We start from the raw sequence: 15,198 nt of genomic DNA on the forward strand, positions 1-15,198 counted from the left end.
GTTACAGCACCTCCGGAGCAAGCGAGATGATTTTCATGAAGTTCTTGGCGCGCAGCTCACGAACAACTGGTCCAAAGATACGTGTACCTACGGGCTCGTTGTTGGTGTTCAGGATGACGGCGGCGTTGCGATCAAAACGGATCGCTGTACCATCGGCACGACGGACTTCTTTGGCGGTGCGAACGACGACGGCCTTACGGACATCACCTTTCTTAACGCGACCGCGGGGGATGGCTTCCTTAACCGAGACAACAATGATGTCGCCTACGGATGCGTATTTACGCTTGGAACCACCCAGAACCTTGATGCACTGAACTCGGCGAGCGCCGGAGTTGTCAGCAACATCCAGGTTTGTTTGCATCTGGATCATGTGGTTTCTCCCGACCTATGGGGCAGCGATGCGTGCTGTAATCCCCCAGGGTTTCGACAAACTGGTCAGTTTGCCGCTTATGGGACCTTACGGTCTCTTAAGCGGTCACAACTTCCCAGCGTTTCGTTTTCGATTTCGGCGCGCACTCGATGATGCGGACTTGGTCGCCGACCTTGAAAGCGTTCTGTTCATCGTGCGCCCGATACTTTTTGGACTTACGAATGGTCTTTTTCAGAACAGGGTGCGTGAAGCGGCGTTCAACCGAAACTGTTACGGTCTGGGCGTTGGCGTCGCTGGTCACGGTGCCTGTGAGAATACGTTTGGGCATCTGTCAGGCTCCTTATTCTGCTGCTGCGGCTGCAGCTTTTTCGTTCAGGATGGTTTTCACACGAGCAGCATTGCGGCGTGCCGCCTTGATGCCTGCAGTGTTTTCCAGCTGACCGGTAGCTTGTTGAAAACGGAGATTGAAGCTCTCTTTTTTCATGTTGGCAAGCACATCGCGGAGTTCATCCACGGTCTTGTCACGCAGATCATTGGCGTTCATCGCCTTTGTTCCTTGTCCAAAGCACCAGAAGGCCCCGTGAGGGTCACCTTGTTATCTGGTGGGTTATGTAAAACCCGCACTCAATAAAGTGCAGAAAAGAATCACCGGGGCCAAATCCAAGACGAATTTAGCCCAAGCGATGTGCCCCTATAGGGGAGATAGGGGGTGGGGGCAAGGGAAAGGTTTGGACAGCCCCCACCCTAAGGCAATTTGGCCAAGGACAAAACAAATCGCATTCCAAGCGCCGCACACGATCCCACCAAAAGCGCTGAGAGCCAAAGTTCAAAATGGAGATTAAGGATCAGGAAAGCTGCTGCATAGACAGTTGCCAAGTAAACGACACAGCTCCCCACCGAGGTCACCCAGAACAATTTCTTAGTGTGCAGCACCCGACGCAAAAACGTCCTGCGCATTATTCTGGCAGCAACCAAGGCGGCAACTGTTAGCCCGACAACGGCACAGGCCAAGAAAAGGTAGAGAACCCAAAGCTGGTCCTCAGGGATGAGATTGAACCCCATAGCAAACTGCAGGGGCAAAACCGACATTTGCAGAACCAAGGGGATCGTTAGTGGCACCAACAGAAGATATGCAATGAGCTTCAGCTTATACGACATTGAACGTTAGCCTCCAGGATCGCATAAATACTATTTTCCAAACCCCACCAATTCCACCTATAGATGCATCGGAATCTCAATTCCGGCTCAGGCTGAAAGCCCGGGCCGCGCCTGACTTTCCCCATGGGAAGGCGCTTTGCACCTCCCCAAGGTCAGACACCGCCCCTTTGTTCCGCGGTCTGGCTTTGGTTTCCGGCGGTTCGCGCCTATATCGTTCCCCCGCAACGATAGCCACTGTGTGGTTCGGCTAGGGCTCCGCCCGTTCGAAAGCGAAACGCTCTCCCAGAGCGTTTCCAAGAAGCTTTCTCACTCCCACCGATAATTGAAGCTGACGGAAATACGCTCGTCCTCGGCCATGTTCATCGGCACCTCATGGCGCAGCCAGCTCTCCCACAGAAGCACATCCCCCACGGCAGGCTTCATGTAGATAAAAGGCTTCAACTCACGCCGCGCTTCTTTGGTGCGCGTGGGCGCCGCCATCATCCGGCCGGACCGCGGGTCTTCCAGCTTCAGCGCAGAGGTCCCCTCTGGCATCGACACATAGGTGGTGCCGGAAATCACCGAATGTGGATGGATGTGTGACGCATGCATGCCGCCTTCGGGCAGGATGTTGATCCACAGATCCTCCAGCACCAGCTTGCGGTCATCCAGATCAAACTCCAGATCCTTGGCAAAATTGGCGACATGTTCATCCAGGCATTTCACCAGATCGGCAAACACCGGGAAGCGCCAGGGCAGATCCGTCAGGGACGCATAGGAGGTATAGCCGGGATAGCCGTTCGCCTCGCACCAGTCCTGTCCGGCCTCGTCATCTTCGGCGATAACAATGCAAGAGGTTTCCATTTCCTGCGCATCAATGGCCGGTCCGCATTCGGACAGGGCAGCGCGGTACAAGCGGGTCACAAAGAGGGATTCTATCTGGGCCATGGCCTTTCTTTACCGCAGCTCTGCCGGAGAACCAATCCGACATTCCTGCCACCCGCGCACTTTCGAAAACCAGCCCGCCCAGTTTTATCCAGTCTTACCCAGCCCTACCCGCGACAAAATAAAAAGAGCGCCGCCGGGACCGCGCTCTTAGGTGTTGAAAGGCGCTCACCTAGAACTTCAGATCAAACCCGACCTGCAGCCCGTAGCTCTCATAGCCGCTCATGCCGATCCCATCATAAAAGGTCTCTGCCTGGAACACGCCCTGATCCGCAAAATGATAACTCAGCCCCAGCTTGGCCCGCGCGCGCCCCCCCCTGCACATTGGAAGAGGTGGTGACTGCATTGCCCGAGTTTTTCACATGGCTGCCAATTGCGCTGATCCCGCCAAACAACAGCACCTCGCCATTGCCGCGCCGCACTTCAAGCGGTGTCTCAAAATCAAGCCCAAGCTCAACCTGCCCCCATGCAACATCCAAGTCCGGGATCAGGTTGCCCAGACTGTCGCGGTAGGCCTTCTGATCGTCCGTCGCATAGGTAAGCTGAACCTTTGGGATCAGGGTGGTTTTGCCATAGAGCATTGATCCCGAAAGCTTCAACAAGGCGAGAAAACGCTCAGTCTCGACCTTGTCCGTATAGGTGCCAAACGGAGAGACATCGTTTGAACTCTGCCCATAAAGAATCCGCCCCTCAACAAAGACGTCACGGTCTGGAAACTTGGTGACAAAATAGGGGCCGATCAACCAACCCTTGCCTTTGATACTGGCCGCCCCATCGTCCTGATCCAGGTAATCCAGCTGCAGCATTGCCCCAAGCAATAGGTTCTTGTTGATGGCAAAGTGACTGCCGACAGCTCCAAAGACATAGGAGCTATCACTGGTACCCTCACGGCTTATGGCCCCCTGCAACCGGGTCCAGACACGCGACCCTGGCCGCGTCGAGATGTCAAAGGTTCCCTGCCCGCGGGTGACCGCCAGGTTAAACTGCCCCTGACCCTGGCCCAGCCCCGCTCCGCTACCGGACAAGAACCCTGTCAAATCGGGCTGATTGCTGATCAACTGGGTTGCCCGGGTGTTCATGAACTGACCAATAAGCTGACTGGTCTCCTCAACTGCCGAGCTCTGGACAGCAATCGCGCCGGATGCGATGTTGCCATTGCCCGAAGAATCCTGTGCCCCCCCAGCCGCAATCGAAACGCCAATGTCACCACTTCCCGTTGGCCGGATCGTAATAACGTAGACAGACCCGCTCCCGGAAAGCGCAACCGCAGAACCATGCGTGACGAGCACATCAAGCAGGGCAAACCCGGTGACCGCTTCAGAGAATGTCGCCGTGACATCAAAGTCTTCACCAGGCCGCACCGACACCGCACTGGTTGATAGCGTGACAGTAGGTGCCACAACATCCAAATTTGTCAGCCCAAAGGTCACCGAGGTCAAACCCGTGGCGCTGGCCGTCACATTATAGGCCCCCGCCACTGTATTCGCCGTCGCCGTCACCGAGGCCAGGCCCGAGCCATCCGTCACATCAGAGCCCGCCGACAGCGCCGCCGAAGCGCCACTCCCCGGGGCCGCGAAGTTCACCGTCACCCCAGAGACAGGATTGCCCCCGGCATCCGTCACCAACGCCACCAGCGCGGTGCCAAAAGAGGTCGAGATCGCCGCGCTCTGGCTGTCGCCACTGGACACCGCCAGCGTTGCCGCAGCCCCCGACGTATTGGTCAGCCCGAAGGTCACCGAGGTCAAACCCGTGGCGCTGGCCGTCACATTATAGCCCCCCGCCACTGCATTCGCCGTCGCCGTCACCGAGGCCAGGCCAGAGGCATCCGTCACATCAGAGCCCGCCGACAGCGCCGCCGAAGCGCCACTTCCCGGTGCCGCGAAGTTCACCGTCACCCCAGAGACAGGATTGCCCCCGGCGTCCGTCACCAGCGCCACCAGCGCGGTGCCAAAAGAGGTCGAGATCGCCGTGCTCTGGCTATCGCCGCTGGACACCGCCAGCGTTGCCGCAGCCCCCGATGTATTGGTCAGGGCAAAACTTTGGTTTGAAATACCCGCACTGGAGGCAACTACGTTGTACCCCCCCGCCACAGTATTGGCGGTAAAGGTGGTCGAAGTCGCAACACCTGACCCATTTGTGGTGACCGTTTCTGATACACCGCCCCCGGAGAAGGTGCCACTGGCACCGGAGCCGGGCGCCGTGAAGGTAACGGAAACACCTGAAACCGGATTACTGCCAGCATCGACAACCGTTGCCGTCAGAACCGAGGCAAAAGCGGTCGAGATCGTGGCGCTTTGCCCGCCACCCGAGGGGGAGGTGAAGGCCGAGGGGGGGCCAACTGTGGCGCCAGTATCGCCTGATAGACCCGTATCAGTATAGGTAAAACTAAAGGGAGTGCCGCCATGGGTGCCGGATGCAGAGCAGCCAGCGGAACAGTTTGTGGTGTAGTTTGGGTTCCCGTTATTGATGGTTACGCCATTTACAACATAGGACACCGACCGCGCATCAGCTCCGCCATCAGCGAGTTGAAAATTTGTTGATCCCGCAGAGTTCGCCATCTGAATGAGTACGTAGTCTTCGGAGCCGTCAGAGTTTGGACCAAGGCCAAGTTCCGCGATAAAACACTCACCATCGGTCAGGTTCAAAGCCAATGTGTGCCCGACAGTCGAAACTGGCGGGCAGTCTGAAAAACCCGCATGAGCTGGTTTGGGCAGCGCCAACACAAGCACCAACGCAACCAGAGGAAAAACTGCGAAGGCAGAAAGCGCCTTGAGGCGGAACTTTGACAAATATCTCATAAATTTCAATTTCTTGCGGAGAAAACACTTAATAGAGGCGGTTTCCCCACATCCTCCCTAGGTCAATGTTACCACTTTTTACAATTTTGGATTGCGCAAATTGAGCAAAAATGCAAGCGTTTCCCTAGAGGGTTGTAATATCAGCTCTCTGATAAATTGGACATGTTGCCAACATGCGCGCATTCGGCATTGTGCAATACATTGATTCCAGATTGGATAATTGGAGGTTTCCGTGTCAGAACCCTTTCTAGCTGAAGTTCGAATGGTAGGATTTAATTTTGCGCCACGTGGCTGGGCATTTCTTGACGGCCAGATACTTCCTATCAATCAAAACCAATCCCTTTATTCATTATTGGGAACGACTTATGGCGGTGATGGCCGCACCAGCTTTGCGCTGCCAGATCTGCGAGGGCGCACCCCGATGCATGTCGGAGATGGCCACCAGCTCGGGCAGAAAAGCGGGGAGGAAACCCATACCTTATCCGCGACAGAAATGTCAGCGCACAGTCATGGCGTTATGGCCTCGTCGCAGGCTGCAACCACTGCCAGTCCCGACAGGGCCTATTTTGCCCAAGAAGTGCAGCCCGATTTGGTTTATCGGGATTTCGAAGCCGCGAGCGCCACGTCTTTGCGCAGCGGCACAATTACCAGTGCCGGAGGTGGGCAGGCACATAATAACATGCAGCCCTATATTACCCTCAATTTCTGCATCGCCCTACAGGGGCTGTTCCCTTCACGTAATTAGACCTCGGAGGTCAATGCATGTCAGAGCCTTTTGTTGGCGAAATTCGTATGTTCGCAGGTAATTTCGCGCCTCGCGGGTGGGCTTTTTGTGATGGGCAATTGCTCGCTGTTTCACAAAATGACGCCCTCTTCTCCCTTTTGGGAACGATCTATGGCGGAGACGGGCGCACCACATTCGGCCTGCCCGATGCGCGTGGCCGTCTTCCTATTCACGCAGGCCAAGGTCCTGGTCTCAGCCCGCGACGGCTTGGCGCAAAAAGTGGCGCAGAAAAAGAGACCTTAACCGTCAACCAACTGGCAAGCCACTCGCATGACTTTCGCGCCAACACCCAGACGGCCACAAGCACCTCGCCGCAAGGCAGGGCGCTTGCTGCAGATGTTGGCGTTGCCTATCTCGCCGATGCGTCACAGGACACCAGTATGGGTAACAGCATGGTTACCAATACAGGTGGATCCCGCAGCCATACAAATCTTATGCCTGCTCTTTGCATTCATTTCATAATTGCTCTCTTTGGCATTTATCCAAGCCGTCATTAGGAGTTTGTCGCATGTCAGAACCTTTTATTGCGGAGATCCGCATTTTTGCCGGTAACTTTGCTCCACGCAGCTGGGCCTTTTGCAACGGTCAATTGCTTCCAGTAGCACAAAACACCGCATTATTCTCACTGATTGGAACAACTTATGGCGGTGATGGTCGCACAACCACAGCGCTTCCCAATCTTGAAGGGCGTGCGCCGATGCACCCCGGTCGGGGTCCGGGCCTGACCTCCCGACGCCTCGGGCAAAGAACAGGGGTCGAAACGGTTACCCTCACCGAGGCACAGATTCCAAACCATTCGCACACAGTCCGTGCACGTACTGGCGCAGGGGTTGCCGGTACTCCCCCCGGCTCTACAGCCGCTATTTCAAAAAACGGCTTCCTGGACCGGCTATACGAGACCAATGGGTCAGGGCTGACGAATATGGCAAGTGAAACGGTAACGGATACAGGTGGCAGTCAGGCACATAACAATATGCAGCCCTTTTTGGTGATGAATTTTATCATCGCACTGCAGGGGCTTTACCCCTCTCGCGGATAGGCTGCGGCCGCGCCAAAAACTTGTCACACCGGCGGGGCGAAACAGACTGCGCCCTTTCCTGTCAAACCTTTTGGTTCTAGCCCCGGGCCTGTCACAGACCTGCCCGGAGATCTGCCCCTCGCAACCGCAAAGGCCTGTTTATGACCCAATTGCCCCTGCTTCACCATGCAGCGCGACACCACATAGGTTTTCGTCCGATCACCGACCAGGACATGGGATTTCTGTCGCGGCTTTATCGTTCGACACGTGAGGCTGAACTGGCGCAGGTCGGCTGGGGCGAGGCAGAGAAGCAGGCCTTTTGCCAAATGCAGTTTGAGGCCCAACACAGCCACTACCAAAAGCATTATCCAGATGCGCTGTGGCTGGTGATTGAGCAAAAAGGCAACCCAATAGGGCGTCTTTACCTTGAGCGTTGGCCCAAAGAGCACCGGATTATCGACATTGCCCTGATGCCAGAGGCACGTGGTCAGGGCATCGGCGCCAGCTTGTTGCGAGACTTGCAGATAGGCGCGGCTGCCGATGGCTCACGCGGTATTGGTATCCATGTGGAAAAGGCCAACCCAGCGATGGCGCTCTACCACCGGCTTGGCTTTGTCACGATCGAGGAAAAGGGCGTCTATGATCTGTTGTTCTGGACGCCCCAAGCTGCTGAGGCCGCACCGACAACGTCAGGCGATCAGGTAAAGACCGCCTCGTATTGAAACCCGGCCTCCTTCTGCGCCACAGGCACCAGAAACAGGTCCTGATCCCCCGTTTCGGGATGGGACAGCTTATGTATTTCCTGGGTTAATGCTGGCGTTTGCGGTCCCTGCCACAACAATGAAAAAGCGCCGCCTTCCCGCTCACCCGTCCCAAGTTTGGTCACTTCGATCAACTTCAAAGTGACGGGTGGCTCCGCAGAGGTAATCACAAACTCCTGATCCTGGAATTTGGCAAATTGTTCAGCGGTTACAGTGGTCAAATCAAACATGTCTCTCACACTCTTCTGGAACGGGTTAGCGCAACCTTGCCTTCAAAGCGCTCTCTTTCCAAGGGTTTCTTTTGAAACTGCTCGCCTATAGTCTGCATACCCCGTTGACAGATGACCACCAGCGTAGCGTCAAACCCTGCCTATGAAAACGCCCAGCCAGCCTCCTGACTGCAATATCACGCTGCCTTCACAGTCGGCTTTTACGATGTTTCAAAAAAAACGCCAAATTGGTGAAACCGGGAGAGAACCATGGCTGAGTTGCACACTGCTGAACCAATTCGCGACACCAGTTTTCCAGCAGATTTGGATTACCCGCTTGCAAAGGCCTATCAGACCTTTGGCCACCGTTCCTATTTTCGCGGCGTGGACATCGGCTATCGCTGGCGGCAGGGGCAGCGCACCGATGAGATCTGCCTGCGCCTGCATCTAGATCGCAAACTGCCGCTTGACGCCCTGATGCCCTCACAGGTGCTGCCAACCCATGTGGAAGGCGTCGCACTGGACGTCATCGAAGCCGCCTACCAGCCCTCATTGGAACCTGGCGCCGCGCGCCGGGCCAGCACCCGACAACCCTATACCATGGGCGGCCTGCCCTGCGGCAGATCCGGTGAAGGAGCAGGTACAATTGGCCTGGTGGTAATTGATAAGACCACCGGCAGACCCGGCATCCTGTCAAATTGGCATGTTTTGGCTGGCCCACGGGCACGCCGCAATGATCCAATCATGCAACTGGGGGAGCGTGATGATGAATTTGACCCGCGCAATCACATAGCCAATCTGAAACGCTGGATGCTGAACCGCAGCGGAGATGCCGCTTTGGCTGAACTACTGCCGGATCAGCCCTGGCTGCCGCTGCAGTTTGGCGGCTTTGAGAGTATCAGCCGTGTCAGATCTGCCTGTCTGGGTGAAATCCTGAACAAAACCTCCCGCGCATCCAGTAACCCGCAGGCGCGGGTCGATGGCAGGGGGCTGTATCGCCTGCAGTATGAAACACGGCAAGGCATGCTGGAATACCGCGATATAGAAGGGCTGAAATTGGTCTATGAAACCGACATTCCTGTTGCAGGCGGCAAGGTCTCATCCGCTGGCGACAGCGGGGCCGCCTGGGTCTCGGCGGCCACAGGCGATGCCGTGGCGCTACAGATTGGCGGGCAAACCGCATCTGCCAATAGCCCCAGCAGCATAGGACAGGGCGTCATTGCCAGCGAGATGGCCCCAATCCTCGAGACCTTAGAGATCCGGCTGGCTAGTTTTGAGGATCTCCTGGCACAAAATGGCCAGAACCCTGTGCTCACCCATCGTCAGCAGGTCTGCGCCGACATGTCCGATGACAGTGATGAAGTGATGCGCGCACCACAGTGGCCGCACCCTCAGCACTGGGTGGATGCATCGTTTTCGCAGCCCCGGCGCCCCCGCCGCCCGGATCGCAGCGAAACAAGCCCCTCTGCGGCCCAGGTTGTTCCCATGGTGCGCATTCTGCCAAACCAACCTGCGCCGCTGCAGCCGCTCCTGGCTACAGCCTCACAGCAAAGCGAGAGTGGCCAGGACATCTGGGAGAAACGCCTATGCCCGGCCTTGCTGGACTATGACCCCAATTTCAGGGGCGTCTTGCCTGCTGAACCACTGGTTCAACGTATCTCGATTGCGGATGAGCGAAATATAAATGCCTTTTTCTCCCGTCTTATCAATAGGTCAGAACGGTTTGACGGCATTGGCCTGAGGCAGGTTCTGGAAACGGATTTCACAGGTGCAACGACGTATATGCAAATCTGCGACCGCATTGACGCCCTACGGCGGCAACCCTGAATTCCCCTTGAAAAGGCTGCCAGTTTGCCAGCCCTGGCCGTTTTAACACAGGCCCTGATTCCGGAGCGATCAGGGCTGGGCGGCGCCGTTTTCTGTGGGGAGCTCGGACCACCCTGGTTTGATTTCAGCTGGCGGCCTCAAATCGTCACCATCATAACGTTTCCCTATGACAACAATACAAAAGTGCAATTTCCTTTTATCAATTCACCTTGCTACCCTGCCTGCATACCCTAAGAAGGAGGCAGCAAAATCTGCGTCCTCCTCTCGCCACGGCCATAAAAGCAAGCCAGATCGGAGACCAAAATGGACGGAAACGACGCCCCTCAAACAGGTGGATGCCCGGTGATGCACAGCGGTGCCAAAAGCGCCTCAACCGGTGTAAGATCAAACAAGGACTGGTGGCCCAACCAGCTCAATCTGAAACTTCTGCATCAGAACTCCGAAAAGTCCGACCCTATGGCGGCTGATTTTGACTATGCAGAGGCCTTCAAATCCTTGGACCTTAAGGCTCTGAAACAGGATCTCGTGGCGCTGATGACCGACAGCCAGGACTGGTGGCCTGCCGATTATGGCCATTACGGCGGCTTGTTCATCCGCATGGCCTGGCACAGCGCCGGCACCTATCGCACCTCGGATGGGCGCGGCGGCAGCGGCACTGGGCAGCAGCGGTTTGCGCCACTCAACAGCTGGCCCGACAACGGCAACCTCGACAAGGCGCGCCGCCTGCTGTGGCCGATCAAACAGAAATACGGCAACAAGATCAGCTGGGCTGACCTGATGATCCTGGCCGGCAATTGTGCCATTGAAAGCATGGGCGGCAAGACCTTTGGCTTTGCCGGGGGCCGCGCCGATGTCTGGGAGCCCGAAGAAGACGTCTATTGGGGACGCGAGGACGAATGGCTGGCGGATAGTTCTGCCCAGAACAGCCGCTATTCCGGCGAGCGCGATCTGGAAAACCCACTGGCTGCGGTGCAGATGGGCCTGATCTATGTGAACCCCGAAGGTCCCGATGGGCAGCCCGACGCCCTGGCCTCGGGGCGGGACATCCGCGAAACCTTTGCCCGCATGTCGATGAACGACGAGGAAACCGTCGCGCTGGTGGCCGGTGGCCATACCTTTGGCAAGGCCCATGGCGCCGGGGATCCGGATTTGGTTGGCCCAGAGCCAGAAGCCGCTCCGATTGAAACCATGGGCCTGGGCTGGATCAACAGCCACGGCACCGGCAAAGGCGATGATACCACCACCAGCGGTATTGAGGGCGCCTGGACAGCCAACCCGACCCAGTGGGACAACGGCTATTTTGACCTGCTGTTTGGCTATGACTGGAACCTGACCAAATCGCCCTCTGGCGCCTGGATCTGGGAACCGGTCAATGTCCGCCCCGAGGACATGGCCCCGGCGGCCCATGACTCCAGCAAGAAGGTCAAGACCATGATGACCACGGCTGATATGGCGATGCGGATGGATCCGATCTACGGGCCAATCTCCAAACGCTTCCATGAGAACCCAGAAGAGCTGGCCGATGCCTTTGCCCGTGCCTGGTTCAAGCTCACCCACCGCGATATGGGGCCACGGTCGCTTTATCTCGGGGATGAAGTCCCGGCAGAAGAGCTGATCTGGCAGGACTGCGTTCCCGCTGTAGATCACGCCTTGGTCAATGAGGCTGATATTGCTGCTCTGAAAGCCGAAGTTCTGGCCTCTGATCTCTCTGTTGCAGATCTGGTCTCCACCGCCTGGGCCTCGGCCTCCACTTTCCGCGGGTCTGACAAACGCGGCGGCGCCAATGGCGCGCGCATCCAGCTAAGCCCGCAGAAAGACTGGCAGGTGAACCAGCCCGAGCAACTGGCGCGCGTCCTCAGTGGACTTGAAAAGATCCGCAGCACCTTCAACGCCACAGTGCGGGAGCGGCAGATCTCAATGGCGGATCTGATTGTTCTGGCCGGTTCAGCCGCTGTGGAACAGGCCGCACGTGCCGCAGGTCAGGAGATCGAGGTGCCATTTGCACCCGGTCGCACCGATGCCACCCAAGAGCAGACCGATGTCGACGGCTTTGCCGTTCTGGAACCAGAGGCCGATGGCTTCCGCAACTACCAGAAAAAGCAGTATAGCATCTCCCCCGAAGAGATGTTGCTGGACAAGGCCCAGCTGTTGACCCTGACAGCGCCGGAAATGACGGTTCTGATCGGTGGCTTGCGGGTCTTGGGCGCGAACTACGGCGGATCCTCGTTGGGTGTCTTCACCAGCACCCCTGGCAGCCTGAGCACCGACTTCTTTGTCAATCTGCTCGATATGGCGACCCAGTGGGCGCCGCAGGAAGATGGCAGCTACGCCGGGACCGAGCGCGCCAGCGGTGCAGCAAAATGGACCGCAAGCCGCGTTGATCTGGCCTTTGGCTCCAATTCGCAGCTGCGCGCCATCGCAGAGACCTACGCCCAGGACGACGCCAAGGCGCGGTTTGTGCAGGACTTTGCTGCCGCCTGGGTCAAAGTGATGAACGCAGATCGCTTTGATCTGAGCTAATCCACCAGAAAATCCCGATCTAGGCCCCCTGGGGCCTAGATCCCCTGCAAGGCAAAGGCGATAGCCTGATCCAGCTTGTCCACCACTTCGCCAATCTGGGCTTCGGTCATGATAAAGGGTGGTGCCAGCAGGACATGGTCGCCGATACGCCCATCACGGGTGCCAGACATCGGATAACAGATCAACCCGGCCTCAAAAGCAGCGCTTTTCACCTTGGCAGCAAGGGTCTTACCCGGATCAAACGGCGCTTTTGTTGTACGATCCGCCACCAATTCAATGCCGCGAAACAAGCCACGACCACGAATATCCCCCACATATGGATGATCCGCAAACTGGTCGACCAAGGCCGCCTGCAGCTGCGCCCCCCTGTTGCCGCACTTGGAAATCAAATCCCTGCTGAGCATCTCCGTCACCACGGCAAGCCCGGCTGCGGTTGCCACCGGATGACCAATATAGGTGTGGCCATGTTGAAAAAAGCCGCTTCCTGCCGTGATAGCTGCATAGATATCTGCGCTGCACAGCATCGCACCTATGGGCTGGTATCCCGCGCCCAGGCCTTTGGCGATACACAGGATATCAGGCGACACCCCATCCGCATCGCAGGCAAACATATGGCCAGTGCGGCCCATGCCACACATGACCTCATCCAGGATCAGCAAGACGCCGTATTTGTCACAAATCTCGCGAATGCGTTTGAAATAGCCCGGCACCGCAGGCACCGCGCCAGAGGTGGCTCCGACAACCGGTTCGGCGATAAACCCCATCACGGTTTCAGGACCCAGACGCAGGATTTCCGCCTCCAGTTCATTGGCGACCCGCTGCCCATAGTCAAAGGCGTTCTCTCCCTCGGGGCGATCGGCATATTCATAACAGGGCGCGATATGCGACACGCCGATTAACAGCGGATCAAACTGCTGTCGCCGCCAGGCGTTGCCGCCGGCGGCCAGGGCCCCCAGAGTGTTGCCATGATAGCTTTGCCGCCGCGCAATCAGATGGCGGCGCTCCGGCTCGCCGCGTTCAAGGTGGTATTGACGCGTCAACTTGATTGCGGCTTCGGTGGCCTCGGACCCTCCAGAAACAAAATAGACCCGATCCAACCCCGCCGGGGCTTGCTCAATCAGCAAATCAGCCAGAGCCTCTGCCGGTTCCGATGTCATAAATCCGGTATGGGCAAAGGCCAGCTTTCCCACCTGTTCCTGCACCGCGCGGATCACAGCCGCGTCCGAATGGCCCAGGCAGGACACCGCCGCCCCGCCGGAGCCGTCAAAATAGCGTTTGCCCGTTGCATCGATCAGATAGCAGCCGTCACCCGCCACAGCAGTGGGCAGGTTGGCCTTTGTATGACGTGGAAAAACATGGCTCATGGATCAGTTCCTTTTTAGGGTATGGCCTGCCAGTGAGGCGGCCTTGACCAGCGCCGCGACCGAAGCGGCATTATCCTGCAGCACTCTGCCCTCTGGGGTCTCCAGGTTGTTCTCAAATCCAACACGGACATTGCCGCCCGCCCGGATCGCCGCCAGCAGGCAGGCGCGCTCGTCTCGGCCAAAGGCGCATAGGCTCCAACTGAGATCAAGCGCCTGAGCTGCCGACACAAAATCGGCCAGCCCATCGGGCCGTCCCGGTGTCGCGGGCGCGTATTGCCCCAGCACAAAGATCACATCTCGCATCGCCGCAGGGACGACGCCGTCGGCATACCAGGATGTGAGCTGGGCAATGCAGGCCGGTGAATACAAAATATGCTGAACCTGAGTGCCCGCCTCGGCGCACAGCCCATAGGCACGCACCGCTACCTCGGGCGCCCTGGCCATTTCCCGCACCGCAATCGAGGCCGCAGCGGGGCGCAGCGCCTGCAAACAGGCCAGCTGCGTCTCTGGGGCATAGATCCCGGCGCTTTCGGTGGTAATCTGTACACCCATATTGGGCGCTGCATCCGCCACAGCTGCCATGGCCGCACGATAGCGCCCGGCATCCAGGGAATGCCCGCCCGCATCATCGCGCACGTGCAGGTGTAATGTGCTGGCACCTGCCTCGGCACAGGCCCGTGCGGTTTGTGCCAGCTCCTGCGGCGTGATTGGCAACTCTGGATGATCGGCTTTTTGCCGACGCGCCCCGTTGGGCGCCACGGTCAGCTGATAGTCTGCCACCTCTTATCTCCTGCTTTGGTGTCGCCAAAACACTGGCGACAGCCCAGTGCGATCTCAAGATAGCATTTTCAGAACATTTGCTCTTTCGCTATCTCTTCACCCGGATGTGAAGCCATTTTCGACCTCAACAGACCAAACATGGGTCCCAAACCCTACGGGTTCTGCCCACAGGTCCCCCCTGTCCCAGGGGGAAAGTTCTTTTTTACCAATTGGTTAAAAATGGGCCTGCCATAGCCTGCCAGGCCTTCCCCAAAACTGGACGCAAAACACCCCACCATCTGGCCCTAGAGTATCCGCCCGTTTTGGCGTTTCGTCACATTATGACGACTCCGGCTGACAGGCAGCTGGCAGACACCCCCACTTTTACTTTTATGGAAGGACATGTCATGGACGGCACGTTCAACGAAAACGATCTCAGCCGGGTAGTTGCGGCTGATAAGGCCCATGTCTGGCACCACCTGATTCAGCATAAGCCCTTTGAAGAGAATGATCCGCGCATCATCGTCGAAGGCAAAGGCATGCGCGTCTGGGATCAGAACGGCAAAGAGTTCCTGGATGCGGTCTCTGGCGGCGTCTGGACCGTCAACGTCGGCTATGGCCGCGAGCGGATCGGCAAAGCGATCTCTGACGCTGTAACCAAGTTGTGCTTCTTTGGCGGCACAGCAGGCACAATTCCCGGCGCACA

General features: G+C 57.5%; 16 protein-coding genes. 7 read left to right on the forward strand and 9 right to left on the reverse strand.

The genetic code is table 11. The annotated features are described in order from the left end of the window. Position 1: 1 nt before the first annotated feature. The 6 genes from rplN to QZ268_RS08815 form a co-directional block, all read right to left on the reverse strand. Positions 2–370: a 50S ribosomal protein L14 gene (rplN, locus tag QZ268_RS08790; protein ID WP_009810828.1), complete on the reverse strand. Its 369-nt coding sequence runs from the start codon at positions 368–370 to the stop codon at positions 2–4. 97 nt (positions 371–467) lie between these two features. Next, positions 468–698 (reverse strand): 30S ribosomal protein S17, encoded by a 231-nt coding sequence (rpsQ, locus tag QZ268_RS08795; protein ID WP_083101282.1) that lies wholly within the window; start codon positions 696–698, stop codon positions 468–470. Positions 699–710: 12 nt separating this feature from the next. Then, positions 711–914: a 50S ribosomal protein L29 gene (rpmC, locus tag QZ268_RS08800; protein WP_009810825.1), complete on the reverse strand. Its 204-nt coding sequence runs from the start codon at positions 912–914 to the stop codon at positions 711–713. 200 nt (positions 915–1,114) lie between these two features. Beyond that, a complete protein-coding gene (locus QZ268_RS08805) occupies positions 1,115–1,528 on the reverse strand; it encodes a hypothetical protein (protein WP_295451116.1) in 414 nt (137 codons plus the stop codon). Positions 1,529–1,834: 306 nt separating this feature from the next. Further along, on the reverse strand, positions 1,835–2,455 hold the full coding sequence (locus tag QZ268_RS08810) for a 2OG-Fe(II) oxygenase family protein (RefSeq protein WP_295451119.1): 621 nt from the start codon (positions 2,453–2,455) through the stop codon (positions 1,835–1,837). A gap of 233 nt (positions 2,456–2,688) precedes the next feature. Beyond that, positions 2,689–5,250 carry an Ig-like domain-containing protein gene (locus QZ268_RS08815; RefSeq protein ID WP_295451121.1) on the reverse strand — a complete coding sequence of 854 codons (2,562 nt, stop codon included), beginning with the start codon at positions 5,248–5,250 and terminating at the stop codon, positions 2,689–2,691. Positions 5,251–5,482: 232 nt separating this feature from the next. Here QZ268_RS08815 and QZ268_RS08820 point away from each other — a divergent pair, with 232 nt between their 5' ends. The 4 genes from QZ268_RS08820 to QZ268_RS08835 all read left to right on the forward strand — a co-directional run bounded on the left by QZ268_RS08820 (position 5,483) and on the right by QZ268_RS08835 (position 7,774). Beyond that, positions 5,483–5,995 carry a tail fiber protein gene (locus QZ268_RS08820; protein ID WP_295451123.1) on the forward strand — a complete coding sequence of 171 codons (513 nt, stop codon included), beginning with the start codon at positions 5,483–5,485 and terminating at the stop codon, positions 5,993–5,995. Positions 5,996–6,012: 17 nt separating this feature from the next. Continuing rightward, on the forward strand, positions 6,013–6,531 hold the full coding sequence (locus QZ268_RS08825; RefSeq protein WP_295451126.1) for a tail fiber protein: 519 nt from the start codon (positions 6,013–6,015) through the stop codon (positions 6,529–6,531). A gap of 11 nt (positions 6,532–6,542) precedes the next feature. Continuing rightward, on the forward strand, positions 6,543–7,073 hold the full coding sequence (locus QZ268_RS08830) for a tail fiber protein (protein WP_295451129.1): 531 nt from the start codon (positions 6,543–6,545) through the stop codon (positions 7,071–7,073). Between the two features lie 140 nt (positions 7,074–7,213). Further along, the gene (locus tag QZ268_RS08835; RefSeq protein WP_295451132.1) at positions 7,214–7,774 is read left to right on the forward strand and encodes a GNAT family N-acetyltransferase; all 561 of its coding nucleotides are present in this window, start codon (positions 7,214–7,216) and stop codon (positions 7,772–7,774) included. On the opposite strand, the gene QZ268_RS08840 is transcribed toward QZ268_RS08835, so the two are convergent. Next, complete coding sequence (locus QZ268_RS08840; RefSeq protein ID WP_295451135.1) at positions 7,750–8,043, reverse strand: hypothetical protein; 294 nt, start codon at positions 8,041–8,043, stop codon at positions 7,750–7,752. The genes QZ268_RS08835 and QZ268_RS08840 overlap by 25 nt on opposite strands. Positions 8,044–8,292: 249 nt before the next feature. Between QZ268_RS08840 and QZ268_RS08845 the strand changes: the two genes are divergently transcribed. Together QZ268_RS08845 and katG are read left to right on the forward strand one after the other, a co-directional pair. Then, positions 8,293–9,849, forward strand: a complete 1,557-nt coding sequence (locus QZ268_RS08845) for a hypothetical protein (RefSeq protein ID WP_295451138.1) — start codon at positions 8,293–8,295, stop codon at positions 9,847–9,849. A 303-nt stretch (positions 9,850–10,152) separates the two neighbouring features. After that, the gene (gene katG / locus QZ268_RS08850; protein WP_295451141.1) at positions 10,153–12,369 is read left to right on the forward strand and encodes a catalase/peroxidase HPI; all 2,217 of its coding nucleotides are present in this window, start codon (positions 10,153–10,155) and stop codon (positions 12,367–12,369) included. 35 nt (positions 12,370–12,404) lie between these two features. Here the strand turns inward: katG and QZ268_RS08855 are convergent, their stop codons facing one another. Both QZ268_RS08855 and QZ268_RS08860 read right to left on the reverse strand, forming a co-directional pair. After that, positions 12,405–13,733 carry an aspartate aminotransferase family protein gene (locus QZ268_RS08855; protein WP_295451143.1) on the reverse strand — a complete coding sequence of 443 codons (1,329 nt, stop codon included), beginning with the start codon at positions 13,731–13,733 and terminating at the stop codon, positions 12,405–12,407. A 3-nt stretch (positions 13,734–13,736) separates the two neighbouring features. Next, positions 13,737–14,513, reverse strand: a complete 777-nt coding sequence (locus QZ268_RS08860; protein WP_295451151.1) for a 3-keto-5-aminohexanoate cleavage protein — start codon at positions 14,511–14,513, stop codon at positions 13,737–13,739. A 386-nt stretch (positions 14,514–14,899) separates the two neighbouring features. Between QZ268_RS08860 and QZ268_RS08865 the strand changes: the two genes are divergently transcribed. After that, positions 14,900–15,198: aminotransferase class III-fold pyridoxal phosphate-dependent enzyme (locus tag QZ268_RS08865; protein WP_295451161.1), on the forward strand; the 299-nt coding region annotated here is incomplete at its 3' end.

This window comes from uncultured Pseudophaeobacter sp., assembly GCA_905479575.1.
Classification (GTDB): Bacteria; Pseudomonadota; Alphaproteobacteria; order Rhodobacterales; family Rhodobacteraceae; genus Pseudophaeobacter.

Excerpts from the sequence above, each read along its gene's own strand:
- rplN (WP_009810828.1), bottom strand. The coding sequence starts at position 370 with ATGATCCAGATGCAAACAAACCTGGATGTTGCTGACAACTCCGGCGCT.
- rpsQ (WP_083101282.1), bottom strand. The coding sequence starts at position 698 with ATGCCCAAACGTATTCTCACAGGCACCGTGACCAGCGACGCCAACGCC.
- rpmC (WP_009810825.1), bottom strand. The coding sequence starts at position 914 with ATGAACGCCAATGATCTGCGTGACAAGACCGTGGATGAACTCCGCGAT.
- QZ268_RS08805 (WP_295451116.1), bottom strand. The coding sequence starts at position 1,528 with ATGTCGTATAAGCTGAAGCTCATTGCATATCTTCTGTTGGTGCCACTA.
- QZ268_RS08810 (WP_295451119.1), bottom strand. The coding sequence starts at position 2,455 with ATGGCCCAGATAGAATCCCTCTTTGTGACCCGCTTGTACCGCGCTGCC.
- QZ268_RS08815 (WP_295451121.1), bottom strand. The coding sequence starts at position 5,250 with ATGAGATATTTGTCAAAGTTCCGCCTCAAGGCGCTTTCTGCCTTCGCA.
- QZ268_RS08825 (WP_295451126.1), top strand. The coding sequence starts at position 6,013 with ATGTCAGAGCCTTTTGTTGGCGAAATTCGTATGTTCGCAGGTAATTTC.
- QZ268_RS08830 (WP_295451129.1), top strand. The coding sequence starts at position 6,543 with ATGTCAGAACCTTTTATTGCGGAGATCCGCATTTTTGCCGGTAACTTT.
- QZ268_RS08835 (WP_295451132.1), top strand. The coding sequence starts at position 7,214 with ATGACCCAATTGCCCCTGCTTCACCATGCAGCGCGACACCACATAGGT.
- QZ268_RS08840 (WP_295451135.1), bottom strand. The coding sequence starts at position 8,043 with ATGTTTGATTTGACCACTGTAACCGCTGAACAATTTGCCAAATTCCAG.
- QZ268_RS08845 (WP_295451138.1), top strand. The coding sequence starts at position 8,293 with ATGGCTGAGTTGCACACTGCTGAACCAATTCGCGACACCAGTTTTCCA.
- katG (WP_295451141.1), top strand. The coding sequence starts at position 10,153 with ATGGACGGAAACGACGCCCCTCAAACAGGTGGATGCCCGGTGATGCAC.
- QZ268_RS08855 (WP_295451143.1), bottom strand. The coding sequence starts at position 13,733 with ATGAGCCATGTTTTTCCACGTCATACAAAGGCCAACCTGCCCACTGCT.